Source organism: Bradyrhizobium sp. S3.2.6, from assembly GCF_040546885.1.
Lineage (GTDB): Bacteria > Pseudomonadota > Alphaproteobacteria > Rhizobiales > Xanthobacteraceae > Bradyrhizobium > Bradyrhizobium cytisi.
Window position 1 is genome coordinate 272,455 of sequence record NZ_JBEPOS010000001.1, and the last position, 12,708, is coordinate 285,162.

At 64.6% G+C, this 12,708-nt stretch carries 13 protein-coding genes; 11 read left to right on the top strand and 2 right to left on the bottom strand.

Translation table 11 applies throughout. The features are described 5' to 3' along the window. The first annotated feature begins 249 nt into the window (after positions 1 to 249). The 8 genes from dnaK (at position 250) to ABID58_RS01360 (ending at position 7,493) form a co-directional block, all read left to right on the top strand. Entirely contained in the window at positions 250 to 2,151 is a 1,902-nt protein-coding gene (gene dnaK, locus ABID58_RS01325) for a molecular chaperone DnaK (protein WP_148752711.1), read from the top strand. A gap of 243 nt (positions 2,152 to 2,394) precedes the next feature. Beyond that, positions 2,395 to 3,531, top strand: coding sequence for a molecular chaperone DnaJ (gene dnaJ / locus ABID58_RS01330; RefSeq protein ID WP_148752710.1), 1,137 nt, complete (start codon positions 2,395 to 2,397; stop codon positions 3,529 to 3,531). A gap of 93 nt (positions 3,532 to 3,624) precedes the next feature. Further along, entirely contained in the window at positions 3,625 to 4,224 is a 600-nt protein-coding gene (locus ABID58_RS01335) for a class I SAM-dependent methyltransferase (protein WP_148752709.1), read from the top strand. Between the two features lie 57 nt (positions 4,225 to 4,281). After that, on the top strand, positions 4,282 to 4,860 hold the full coding sequence (locus tag ABID58_RS01340) for an NADPH-dependent FMN reductase (protein ID WP_354031248.1): 579 nt from the start codon (positions 4,282 to 4,284) through the stop codon (positions 4,858 to 4,860). Positions 4,861 to 4,866: 6 nt separating this feature from the next. Then, the gene (gene pyrF, locus ABID58_RS01345) at positions 4,867 to 5,577 is read left to right on the top strand and encodes an orotidine-5'-phosphate decarboxylase (RefSeq protein WP_354031249.1); all 711 of its coding nucleotides are present in this window, start codon (positions 4,867 to 4,869) and stop codon (positions 5,575 to 5,577) included. A 23-nt stretch (positions 5,578 to 5,600) separates the two neighbouring features. Further along, a complete protein-coding gene (locus tag ABID58_RS01350; protein ID WP_354031250.1) occupies positions 5,601 to 5,912 on the top strand; it encodes a DUF1330 domain-containing protein in 312 nt (103 codons plus the stop codon). Positions 5,913 to 6,028: 116 nt separating this feature from the next. After that, a complete protein-coding gene (gene dapB / locus ABID58_RS01355; protein ID WP_354031251.1) occupies positions 6,029 to 6,844 on the top strand; it encodes a 4-hydroxy-tetrahydrodipicolinate reductase in 816 nt (271 codons plus the stop codon). Between the two features lie 25 nt (positions 6,845 to 6,869). Further along, entirely contained in the window at positions 6,870 to 7,493 is a 624-nt protein-coding gene (locus tag ABID58_RS01360; RefSeq protein WP_148752704.1) for a 2,3-bisphosphoglycerate-dependent phosphoglycerate mutase, read from the top strand. Between the two features lie 112 nt (positions 7,494 to 7,605). On the opposite strand, the gene ABID58_RS01365 is transcribed toward ABID58_RS01360, so the two are convergent. Both ABID58_RS01365 and ABID58_RS01370 read right to left on the bottom strand, forming a co-directional pair. Further along, entirely contained in the window at positions 7,606 to 8,502 is an 897-nt protein-coding gene (locus ABID58_RS01365; RefSeq protein WP_148752703.1) for a methylated-DNA--[protein]-cysteine S-methyltransferase, read from the bottom strand. Positions 8,503 to 8,556: 54 nt separating this feature from the next. Next, positions 8,557 to 9,090, bottom strand: coding sequence for a DUF2244 domain-containing protein (locus tag ABID58_RS01370; protein WP_354031252.1), 534 nt, complete (start codon positions 9,088 to 9,090; stop codon positions 8,557 to 8,559). 22 nt (positions 9,091 to 9,112) lie between these two features. Between ABID58_RS01370 and nth the strand changes: the two genes are divergently transcribed. From nth to ABID58_RS01385, 3 genes are read left to right on the top strand one after another with little or no spacing between them, the layout of a single operon-like run. Continuing rightward, entirely contained in the window at positions 9,113 to 9,916 is an 804-nt protein-coding gene (gene nth, locus ABID58_RS01375; RefSeq protein WP_354031253.1) for an endonuclease III, read from the top strand. A 37-nt stretch (positions 9,917 to 9,953) separates the two neighbouring features. Next, positions 9,954 to 11,087, top strand: coding sequence for an HlyD family secretion protein (locus ABID58_RS01380; RefSeq protein ID WP_354031254.1), 1,134 nt, complete (start codon positions 9,954 to 9,956; stop codon positions 11,085 to 11,087). Further along, positions 11,074 to 12,702, top strand: coding sequence for an MFS transporter (locus ABID58_RS01385; RefSeq protein WP_354031255.1), 1,629 nt, complete (start codon positions 11,074 to 11,076; stop codon positions 12,700 to 12,702). Before ABID58_RS01380 ends, ABID58_RS01385 begins: the two co-directional genes overlap by 14 nt. Positions 12,703 to 12,708: the final 6 nt, after the last annotated feature.

Genomic DNA, 12,708 nt, shown 5'->3' on the forward strand with positions numbered 1-12,708 from the left:
CGGCGGGGCTGGCAGATGGCCGAACCTGTTAATATTTCCTCACCCGCAAGGACGGTGAGGCCCGGATATGATCTTCCAAAACCCAATGTTTTCACGGCCGAAACTTGCGCTCGGTCCTTGCGGGCCCCTCCCCCCCTCCTATATGAGCGTCAACCATCGCAATATCGCGAATGTTTGATCTTAGGGGGTTTCGGTTCGGGTGCCTTCTGGGCCCAGCCAACCTGCCGCAAAAACAAGGATATCAGGACCATGGGAAAGGTCATTGGGATCGACCTCGGCACCACGAATTCGTGCGTCGCCGTAATGGATGGCAAGAACGCCAAAGTCATCGAGAATTCCGAAGGCATGCGCACGACGCCTTCGATCGTCGCCGTGACGGACGACGGTGAGCGCCTCGTCGGCCAGCCTGCCAAGCGCCAGGCCGTTACCAATCCAGAGCGTACGTTCTTCGCAGTGAAGCGCCTCATCGGCCGCCGCTACGACGACCCGATGGTCGAGAAGGACAAGAAGCTCGTTCCGTACAAGATCGTGAAGGCTTCCAACGGCGACGCCTGGGTCGAGGCCGACGGCCAGACCTACTCGCCCTCGCAGGTCTCGGCGTTCATCTTGCAGAAGATGAAGGAGACCGCGGAAGCCCATCTCGGCCAGAAGGTCGACCAGGCGGTCATCACCGTCCCCGCCTACTTCAACGACGCCCAGCGCCAGGCCACCAAGGACGCCGGCAAGATCGCGGGCCTTGAAGTGCTGCGCATCATCAACGAGCCGACCGCGGCTGCGCTGGCCTATGGTCTGGACAAGACCAAGACCGGCACGATCGCCGTGTACGACCTCGGCGGCGGCACGTTCGATATTTCCATTCTCGAGATCGGCGACGGCGTGTTCGAGGTGAAGTCGACCAACGGCGACACCTTCCTCGGCGGCGAAGATTTCGATATGCGCCTCGTGGGCTATCTGGCCGACGAGTTCCAGAAGGAGCAGGGCATCAACCTGCGCAACGACAAGCTCGCGTTGCAGCGCCTGAAGGAAGCCGCTGAAAAGGCCAAGATCGAGCTGTCGTCGACGACGCAGACCGAGATCAACCTGCCCTTCATCACCGCGGACCAGACCGGCCCGAAGCATCTGACGATGAAGCTCACCCGCGCCAAGTTCGAAGCGCTGGTCGACGACCTCGTCCAGAAGACCGTCGAGCCCTGCCGCAAGGCGCTGAAGGACGCCGGCGTCACCGCCGGTGAGATCGGTGAAGTCGTTCTGGTCGGCGGCATGTCGCGCATGCCGAAGGTCCAGGAAGTCGTGAAGCAGCTGTTCGGCAAGGAGCCGCACAAGGGCGTCAATCCGGACGAGGTCGTGGCGATCGGTGCCGCGATCCAGGCCGGCGTGCTCCAGGGCGACGTCAAGGACGTGCTGCTGCTCGACGTGACCCCGCTGTCGCTGGGCATCGAGACGCTGGGCGGCGTGTTCACCCGCATCATCGACCGCAACACCACGATCCCGACCAAGAAGAGCCAGGTGTTCTCGACCGCCGAGGACAACCAGAACGCGGTCACCATCCGCGTCTTCCAGGGCGAGCGTGAAATGGCGGCCGACAACAAGATGCTCGGCCAGTTCGACCTGATGGGTATTCCGCCGGCTCCGCGCGGCATGCCGCAGATCGAGGTGACCTTCGACATCGACGCCAACGGCATCGTCAACGTTTCGGCCAAGGACAAGGCGACCGCCAAGGAACAGCAGATCCGTATTCAGGCCTCCGGTGGCCTGTCGGAAGCCGACATCGACAAGATGGTCAAGGACGCCGAGGCCAATGCCGCGGCCGACAAGCAGCGCCGCGAGGCGGTCGACGCCAAGAACCACGCCGACGCGCTGGTGCACTCCACCGAGAAGGCACTGGCCGAGCACGGTTCGAAGGTCGGCGAGACCGAGCGCCGCGCCATCGAGGATGCCGTCAGCGACCTCAAGGAAGCGCTGAAGGGCAGCGATGCCGAGGCGATCAAGACCAAGACCAACACGCTGGCCCAGGCTTCGATGAAGCTCGGTGAGGCCATGTACACGCAGCAGGCCGAGGCCGACGCCAAGAGGGATGCGGCCAAGGACGACGTCGTCGACGCGGAATTCACCGAGGTCGACGACGACAAGAACAACAAGAAGTCTGCATAAGCCCGAGAGGGTATGATGCGGACGGCTTGGACCCCACACGCTGCACTGGCCTCCCCTCTCAAGGGGGAGGCCGCCGTGTCGGGCTCGACGGGACGAGCGCCCGTTACGATCGATCAATTCCCAGCCGTTATTCTCGACGTTGCCATGCAGTCCTCTGCCGCAAGGCGGAAGGCTGCCTATATCGTCACGTGGCGACGTTGCTTCGCCCCGACTTGAATCGCGATTGGATAGACCGAGTTGAACATGTCCACGTCCGCCAAGCGCTGCTATTACGAAACCCTCGAAGTCGAACGTGACGCCGACGAATCCAGGTTGAAGTCGTCGTTCCGCAAGCTGGCGATGAAGTTTCACCCCGACCGCAATCCCGGGGATGACACCAGTGAGGTCAAGTTCAAGGAGATCAACGAGGCCTACGAGGTCCTGAAGGACAAGGACAAGCGCGCGGCCTATGACCGTTTCGGCCATGCCGCCTTCGAGCAGGGCGGTCCCGGCGGCGGCGGTGCCGGTTTCGGTGCGGGCTTCGCCTCCTCGTTCTCCGATATTTTCGAAGATCTGTTCGGCATGGCCGGACAGCGCGGCCGCGGCGGCCGCGAGCGTGGCGCCGACCTCCGCTACAACATGGAAATCACTCTCGAGGAAGCCTTTGGCGGCAAGACCGCGCAGATCGAGATTCCGGTCTCGGTCACCTGCGAGGCCTGCTCGGGCATCGGCGCCAAGGCGGGCACCAAGCCCAAGATCTGCTCGACCTGCGGCGGTGCCGGCCGCGTGCGGCAGTCGCAGGGCTTCTTCACTCTCGAGCGCACCTGCCCCGGCTGCCAGGGCCGCGGCCAGATGATCGAGGACGCCTGCCCGTCCTGCTCGGGCCAGGGTCGCGTCACCCGCGAGCGGAATCTGTCGGTCAACATCCCCCAGGGCGTCGAGGACGGCACCAGGATCAGGCTCGCCGGCGAAGGCGAGGCCGGCGTCCGCGGCGGCCCGCCCGGCGATCTCTACATCTTCCTGTCGCTGGCCCAGCACCAGTTTTTCCAGCGCGACGGCGCCGATCTGCATTGTCGCGTGCCGATCTCGATGGTGACCGCGGCGCTTGGCGGTGAATTCGAGGTGCCGACCATCGACAAGGGCAAGGCCAAGGTGAAGGTCCCCGCCGGAACCCAGTCCGCCCGCCGATTCCGCATTGCATCAAAGGGCATGCCGGTGCTGCGCTCACGCCAGATGGGCGACATGTACGTTCAGGTCGTGGTCGAGACCCCGCAGAACCTCACCAGGAAGCAGCAGGAATTACTGGCCGAGTTCGACAAGCTCTCGTCCGGCAACACCCAGCCGGAATCCGAGGGCTTCTTTACCAAGGTCAAGGATTTCTTCGGTAATCGGGCGAGTTGAGCCGTCTTGACCGTATCGCCTTCGGCCTATACCTCTTTGTGACCATTTTCTGACACGCCGCGGTCACGCGGTCTCGTCCCGTCCGGTCCAGACATGCCATTGCCGTCGTCCGCGCGTGCGTTGAAGAAGCCTCGTCTTGACGACGAGGTGCGCTTTCTGAGGTCGTGGATCGAAAAGCCCCTCCACATGGGCGCGGTGATGCCGTCGGGCAAACTTCTCGCCCGAACCATGGCTCATTACGTCGATGTCAATTCGGATGCTCCGGTGGTCGAGCTCGGGCCCGGCACGGGCGCCATCACCTCGGCGCTGGTCGAGCGCGGCGTCGACCAGAAGCGCCTCGTCCTCGTCGAATACAATCCCGGCTTCTGCGCGCTTTTGCGCGACCGCTATCCGCAGGCCAAGGTGGTGCAGGGCGATGCCTATCGCCTCCGTGACACGCTCTGGAACGTGCTGAGCGCGCCGGCTAGCGCGGTGGTCTCCGGCCTGCCGCTGGTCACAAAACCGATGCTGACGCGGCTGCGGCTCATTCGCGACGCCTTCACGGCGCTCGCGCCCGGTGCGCCCTTCGTCCAGTTCACCTATGCGGTGGTGCCACCGATCCCGAAATCGCTGCCCGGCGTGACCACGGAGGCCTCGGAACGGATCTGGATGAACCTTCCGCCGGCCCGCGTCTGGGTGTATCGCAAGGACTAATTCCGCCGGCTTCCTCTGATGCGCGGCGGGCTTGTTTCGCCGAACGTATTGGATCGGATGTCAGCCCCGAAAATCCTGGTCATTCCCGGCTCGCTCCGCACCGGCTCGCACAATGCGAAGCTGGCGGCGGTCGCCGCGTATGAATTCGCCCGCGCCGGCGTTGACGTCACCCGCATCTCGCTCGCCGATTTTCCGCTGCCGATTTACGACGGCGATCTCCAGGCCAAATCCGGCGTGCCCAAGCACGCGATCAATCTCAAGCGCATGATCGGCGCGCATCATGGCGTGCTGTTCGTCTCGCCCGAATACAATGCCTCGGTGCCGCCGCTGCTGAAGAATGCGATCGACTGGGTGAGCCGCGTGCATGAGCTCCACGAGGCGCGCGGCGAAGTGTTCCGCAACCGCGCCTTTGCGCTTGCCGGTGCTTCACAGAGCCGGCTCGGTGCAGCCCGCGCGCTACAGGCGTTGCGGCTGATCCTGACCTCCTGCCACGCCAATGTGATCGCCAGCCAGCTCACGCTCGCCTTTGCCGACCAGGCCTATGACGATATGGACAGGTTGAAGGACGAGGGCGATATCGCTTCGTTGAAGGAGTTGGTGCGGCAGTTGATCGACATTTCCCAACACATGATGTGAGGTGACATGACGCCAGCCGAAATCGCCCCGAAGGACCGCCTGATCGTTGCGCTCGATCTGCCGAGCGTTGATGCCGCGGAAGCGATGATCGCAAGGCTTGGCGACAGCGTCACGTTCTACAAGATCGGCTATCAGCTCGCTTATGCCGGCGGCCTGCCGCTGATCGGCAAGCTCGCCGACAAGGGCAAGAAGGTGTTTGCCGATCTCAAGCTGCACGACATCGGCAACACGGTGACGCGCGGTGTCGAGAGTGTCGCCAGGCTGGGTGCGACCTTCCTCACCGTGCACGCCTATCCGCAGACCATGAAGGGCGCCGTCGAAGGCCGCGGCACGTCGCGCCTGAAGATCCTCGCCGTCACGGTGCTGACCTCGTACAACGAGGACGATCTGCACGCGGCCGGCTACCGGCTCGGCGTCTCCGAGCTCGTCGAAGCGCGCGCGCAGCAGGCGCAGCTGCTCGGCGTCGATGGGCTGGTGTCCTCGCCCGAGGAAGTCGGAGCCTTGCGCAAGATCGTCGGCCACCAGATGCATCTCGTCACTCCCGGCATTCGCCCGGCGGGCTCGGCAACCGGCGACCAGAAGCGCATCATGGCGCCCGGTCGCGCGATCACCGCGGGCGCCGATTACCTCGTCGTCGGGCGCCCGGTGGTGGAAGCCACGGACCCCAAGGCAGTCGCGGACGCCATCCAGGCCGAGATCGCGCAGGCGCTAGGCTAACCAACAACACAGGGAGAAGAACAATGGCAAAAGGCTACTGGATCGGGCGCGTCGATGTGAGCAATGACGAGGGCTACAAGCCCTATGCCGTCGCCAACGGTCCCATCTTCAAAAAATGGGGCGGCCGCTTCGTCGTCCGCGCCGGCAAGTTCACCACGGTCGAAGGTGCCAGCCGGACCCGCAACGTCGTGATCGAATTCCCGGACTACGAGACTGCGATCGCCTGCTACAACTCGCCGGAATACCAGGCCAACATCAAGGTGCGCCAGCCGCACGCGATCGCCGACCTCATTATCATCGAGGGCTATGACGGCCCACAGCCGTCGGACGGTTGAGGTTCGATCTTCTCTTTCCTACCCTCCAGGGGAGGATAGGAGCGCGCCGCGTGCTGGTGGGCTTCGGTTGCCGGAACTGCATCCCGCCGCTACAACGGCCCTGAGAGGATCACACCATGTCTGACATGCGCTTGATTGTTGCTGGAGCCGGCGGCCGGATGGGCCGTGCGCTGACGCGGGCGATTTCCGAGAGCAAAGGCGCGGTGCTGGCTGGCGCCCTGGAGGCGCCGGGCTCGGAGCTGCTCGGCAAGGATGCCGGCGTGCTCGCCGGCCTGCCCGCCAACGGCATCACGGTGTCCGCCGATCTCTGGGCGATGTCGAAGGAGGCCGACGGCATTCTGGATTTCACCGTGCCGGCGGCCACCATCGCCAATGTCGCAATCGCAGCCGAGCGCGGGCTCGTCCATGTCATCGGCACCACGGGGCTTTCCAGTTCCGATAATGCCGTGATCAGGAGCGTCACCAACCGCGCGGTCGTGGTGCAATCGGGCAATATGAGCCTGGGCGTCAATCTACTCGCCGCCGTGGTCAAGCGCGTCGCCAAGGCGCTCGACGAGAATTTTGACATCGAGATCGTCGAAGCCCATCACCGCATGAAGATCGATGCGCCCTCCGGCACCGCGCTGATGCTGGGCCAGGCTGCAGCGGCCGGCCGCGGCATCTCGCTCGAGGACAATGCGGAACGCGGCCGCGACGGCATCACCGGCGCGCGCAAGCCGGGCGCGATCGGCTTTGCCTCCTTGCGCGGCGGCACCGTCGCCGGTGAGCACAGCGTGACCTTCCTCGGCCCGTTCGAGCGCCTGACGCTGTCGCATCTCGCCGAGGACCGCATGCTGTTCGCGCACGGCGCGCTGAAGGCGGCGCTGTGGGCGCATGGCAAGAAGCCGGGGCACTACTCCATGGCCGACGTGCTCGGCCTTTCAGACATCTGAGCAAAGCAAGCAACGGAACTAGTCAATGAGCGAACGTCTTCTCGTGCTGGTGCGGCACGGCCAGAGCGAATGGAATCTGAAGAACCTGTTCACCGGCTGGAAGGATCCTGATCTCACCGAGCTTGGTATGAAGGAGGCCTCGGAAGCCGGCCGCAAGCTGAAGGTGCAGGGCCTCGTGTTCGATGTCGCCTACACCTCGGTGCTCACGCGCGCACAGCACACGCTCGATCTCATTCTCGGCGAGCTCGGCCAGACGGGCTTGCCGACCTCGAAGGACCTCGCCCTGAACGAGCGCGACTACGGCGATCTCTCCGGCCTCAACAAGGACGACGCGCGCAAGAAATGGGGCGAGGACCAGGTGCTGATCTGGCGCCGCTCCTACGACGTGCCGCCGCCCGGCGGCGAAAGCCTGAAGGACACGCTGGCGCGGGCGCTGCCGTATTATGTGCAGGAAATCCTGCCCGGGGTGCTCAACGGCAAGCGCACGCTTGTTGCCGCTCACGGCAACTCGCTGCGCGCTCTGATCATGGTGCTGGAGAAGCTGTCGCCCGAAGGCATCTTGAAGCGCGAGCTCGCCACCGGCGTGCCGATCATCTATCGCCTCAACGCGGATTCGACGGTGGCATCGAAGCTGGATCTGGCGGGCTGAGCTCGGTCCCGTAGGGTGGGCAAAGCGAATAGCGTGCCCACCATCCGTCGGCGATCGCGGAAGCATGGTGGGCACGGCGCTGTGCGCCTTTGCCCACCCTACTGCATCTCGCCTACTGCATCCCCAGCTGCCCGGCTTCCCAGCCCAGCATCGCCTGCTTGCGGGTGATGCCCCAGTGATAGCCGGTGAGCGTGCCGCTCTTGCCGAGCGCGCGGTGGCAGGGCACGACGAATGAGACCGGGTTCTTGCCGACGGCTGCGCCGACGGCGCGCGACGCCTTCGGATTGTTGATGTTGCAGGCGATGTCGGAATAGGACACCGCGCGTCCCATCGGGATCTTCAACAGCGTCTCCCACACCCGCACCTCGAAATCGGTGCCGATCATGACTACGCGCAGCGGCTGATCCGGCCGCCAGAGTTTCGTGTCGAAGATGCGCTGCGCGAGCGGTGCGGTGCCTTCGTGATCCTCGACATAGGTTGCGTTTCGCCATCGTCGCGTCATGTCGGCGAGTGCGATCTTCTCTTCGCCGGGGTCGGCGAAGGCGAGACCTGACAGACCGCGATCGGTGGCGATCACGATCGCGGTGCCGAACGGCGAGGGGTGGAAGCCGTAGCGCAAGGTGAGGCCCGCGCCGCCGTTCTTCCATTCGCCCGGCGACATCGCTTCGTGGGTGACGAAGAGATCGTGCAGCCGGCCTGGCCCCGAGAGGCCTGAGTCGAGCGCGGCGTCGAGGATGCTCGCGGAGTCCCGCAGCAACCCCTTGGCGTGGTCGAGGGTGAGCGCCTGCATAAAGGCCTTCGGCGTGATCGAGGCCCAGCGGCGGAACAGATGGTGCAGCTCATCCGGCGTGACGCCGGCTGCATCCGCCATTGCCTCGATGGCCGGCTGCGCGCGCCAGTTCTCCGAGATGAAGGCGATCGCCCGGCGCACCGAATCGTAGTCGCGCAGCGCGGCGTTCTGGGAGCCCGGCCTGGCCAGGCGCTGGTCATGTATGGCGAGTGTCATCATGACCGGAAATGTAAGCGCGCCAGGGGTACTAAACCACCCGATTTCCGACTGCGATCAGATGACCGGATTGTAGGTCGGGCCGCGCTTGGCAGCATTCAGCGCCTCAACCAAGCCTTTGTAGAAACTTGCCTTTTCGTCCGGTCCCAGGAAACGGGCGATCTGGATCTGGTGGCCGCGCGAGATCAGATAGAGATGCTCGATGCCAAAATCCTCGTCCATTTCCATGTCGAGGCGGACCCAGAGCGGATTGAAGGTCCATTCTGCAACCCGGCCGCGATGGCTGACGCGCCGGACGCGCATTTCGGTGGTCGTGACCGTGATCTCCTCGCGCGCTCGCGCGGTGCGGAAATTGACCTTGAAGGCCCACCAGATCACCAGGACGTCGAGGCCGAAAAAGCCGAACACCGGCCAGGCGCCCTTCATCAGGAAGACGATGCCGGTGACGAAGCTGACGACGCTCAGGAACAGCATCACGGCGAGAAAGCCGGTGCGGTTCAGCGAGCGATGCGGCGTCAGCAGCGCGGAGAAGATCTGCTGCTCGGCATGACCTTCAAGATCTTGGCGCTCAATTTCGTTGCCTGTGCTCATCGTCCTTCAGTATATCCCGATCATGGCGAAAATCACCCGCAAGCCGGCCCCGCGCAAAACGGCGGTGCCGAAGAAAAAGGCAAAGGCAGCCAGCGCGAAGCCCAAGCCTTCCGCCAAAAAATCGCCTTCCGCGAAGGAATCGGCGCCGGCCAAAAAATCGCTCAAGGCGATAAAGCCCAATTCTATCAAACCCTGGACGCCCGCGGAGATCCACGAGGTCTTCAGCCGTTTCCGCAAAGCCAACCCGGAGCCGAAGGGCGAGCTCGAGCACCTCAATCCGTTCACGCTGCTGGTCGCCGTGGTGCTGTCGGCGCAGGCGACCGATGCCGGGGTCAACAAGGCGACACGCGCATTGTTCGCGGTCGCGGATACGCCGCAGAAGATGCTCGATCTCGGCGAAGAACGCCTGCGCGACTACATCAAGACTATCGGCCTCTACCGCACCAAGGCCAGGAACGTGATCGCGTTGTCGGCAAAGGTGCTCAGCGATTTCGGCGGCGAGGTGCCGCGCACGCGTGCCGAGATCGAATCGCTGCCGGGCGCGGGACGCAAGACCGCGAACGTCGTGCTCAACATGGCCTTCGGCGAGCACACCATGGCGGTCGACACGCATGTTTTTCGCGTCGGCAATCGCACCGCGCTGGCGCCCGGCAAGACGCCGCTCGAGGTCGAGCTTGGTCTCCAAAAGGTGATCCCGGCCGAATTCATGCTGCATGCCCATCATTGGCTGATCCTGCACGGCCGTTATACTTGCCTCGCGCGAAAACCGCGCTGCGAGGTATGCCTGATCAACGATCTCTGCCGGTGGCCGGAGAAGACGGTGTGAGCATGGCGCTCGGGCAAAGGGGTTTTGGGGGACCATCGTGAGTCAGCAGGAACAAGTTTCGCCGTCGCCGACCGCCACACCGGCTCCGCCGCCCAAACCGACGCAGCGGCCGGCGAGCTCGCTCTGGAGCCGGCTCGCGATCCCGCTGCTTGCCGTGATCGTTGCGCTCGCCTTCGTCGCGCTGGCGACGTTGCGGTTCGACGAATGGGTCGGCAATGCCGTGGTCCAGACCACCAATGACGCCTATGTGCGCGCCGAGCTGACGCGGCTTGCAAGCCGTGTCTCCGGCGAGGTGCTGACTGTCGCCGTGACCGACTTCCAGCGCGTCAAGGCCGGCGATCTCCTGATCCAGATCGATCCCGCCGATTACCAGGCCCAGGTCGCGCAGTCCGAGGCGGCCGTGGCCGCCGCGCAAGCCGTGCTCGATAATCTGGCCAACCAGATCGAGCTGCAATATGCGACCATCGCCCAGGCCGAGGCTTCGCGCCTGTCGGCAGAGGCGATCGAGGTCGAAGCCAAGCAGGAGCAGGAGCGCCAGCAATCGCTGTCGCAGTCCGAAGCCGGCACGCGGCAGCGGCTTGAGCAGGCGGTCGCGGGCCTCGCCAAGGCGCAGGCCGATGTGCGCGCGAGCCGCGCGGTGATCGCGGCCCAGCAGCATCAGCTCGAGGTCCTGCAAGGCACCAAGAAGCAACGCGCCGCCGATCTCGACGCCACCAAGGCGACGCTAGCAAGCGTCAAGCTCAAGCTCGGCTACACCAGGATCACCGCGCCGTTCGACGGCGTCGTCGGTGAGCGCCAGGTGCAGCCCGGCGACTACGTCAACATCGGGACCAACCTCATCAACGTGGTGCCGCTGCCACAGGTCTATGTGATCGCGAATTACAAGGAGACCCAGCTCACGCACGTCGCTCCGGGCCAGCCGGTCGAGATCACCGTCGACAGTTTCCCACGCGAGAAGCTGCGCGGAAAGGTCGAGCGTATCGCACCCGCGACCGGTGCGCAGGTCGCGCTGCTGCCGCCTGATAATGCGACCGGCAATTTCACCAAGGTCGTGCAGCGCATTCCCGTGCGCGTCCAGTTCGACGACAATCAGCCCTTGCTGGCGCGACTCGTGCCGGGCATGTCCGTCGTGACCAGCATCGACACGAAGGACGCGAATGGCGGGAAATGACGACGCCGGCCGTGGACCGGTCTCGCGCGGCAGCATTGCGGCGCAGCCGCTGTTCGCGGTCGCGGCCGTCCTGCTCGGCTCGTTCCTGGCCAATTTCGACAGCCGGCTGACCACGGTCGGCCTGCCCGATCTGCGCGGCGCATTCGGGCTTACCTTCGACGAGGGCGCCTGGCTCTCCACCGCCGGCATCGGCTCGCAGATCTTCATCGCACCCGCGGTGGCGTGGCTTGCGACCGTGTTTGGCCTGCGCCGCGTGCTCGGCATCCCGAGTCTTGTCTATGCCGTCGTTTCGCTGATCGTTCCCTTCGTGCGCGATTATCCGACGCTGATCGCGCTCAGCGTCGTGCATGGCCTGCTGCTCGGCACCTTCGTGCCGGCGACGCTGATGATCGTGTTCCGCAATCTGCCGATCCGCTGGTGGCTGCCGGCGATCGCGCTTTATTCGATCCGCGTCGGCTTTGCCTTGGACTCATCGACCTCGCTGGTCGGCTTCTATGTCGATCATCTCGGCTGGCAGTGGCTGTATTGGCAGAGCGTCCTGATCGCGCCGCTGATGGGCCTGATGGTCTATCTGGGCACGCCGAACGAGCCGGTCAATCGCGCGCTGCTGCGCGAGGCCGACTGGGGCGGCATGCTGCTGCTCGGCGCTTCCGTCGGGATGATCTATGCCGGGCTCGATCAGGGCAATCGCCTGGACTGGCTCGGCTCCGGCACGGTGATGGCGTTGCTGGTCGGCGGCGGCGTGCTGTTCGTGGCTTTCCTCGTCAACGAGTCGCTGGTGCGGCAGCCCTGGGCGCATGTGAACGTGCTGTTCTCGCGCAATATCGGGCTGTCACTGGTGGTGATCCTGCTCTACACGCTGACCTCGCTCTCCAACTCGTCGCTGGTGCCGAACTTCCTCGGCAACGTCGTTCTGCTCAGGCCGGAGCAGAGCGGGCTGTTGCTGCTCACCTATGGCGCGCTGCCGATGTTCGTGCTGGTGCCTGTTTCGATCTGGCTGCTCCGCCATTTCGATGCGCGTGCGGTGACGGTAGTGGGATTTGCCTGCTTCGCGGCTGCCAATCTCTGGGGCACCCAGCTTACTCATGACTGGGCGCGCGAGGATTTTGCCGGCATCGTCCTGCTGCAGGCCGTCGGCCAGTCGACGACGCTGCTGCCGCTCATCATCATCGCGTTGTCCAATTCCGATCCGAGCCGCGCGACCTCGTTTGCCGCCTATATCCAGATCATGCGGCTGGGCGGCGCCGAGATCGGCGTGGCCCTGATGGGAACGTGGCTGCGCGTCCGCGAGCAGATCCATTCCTTCTATCTCGGCCAGAACCTCGAAATCGGCGACGTCAATGTGGTGCGCGCGCTGAAGCAGCTTGCCGATCACTTCGCCGCCCACGGTGCCGGCTCGGCGTCGGCGCGTGCGGTCGGCACGCTCGCGAGCTTCGTCGCGCGCGAGGCCAACGTGCTCGCCTATATCGACGGCTTCTGGCTCTGTTTCTGGTTGGCCATGGCCGCGCTCGGCTTCATCGCCCTGATCACCCGCGCGCCGCCGGGCCCGTTCACCCCGGCGCCGTTCGGCTTCGCCAAGATGCTGCTGCGAAACTGCGGGGTGAAGGTCGCGTAATCTCCG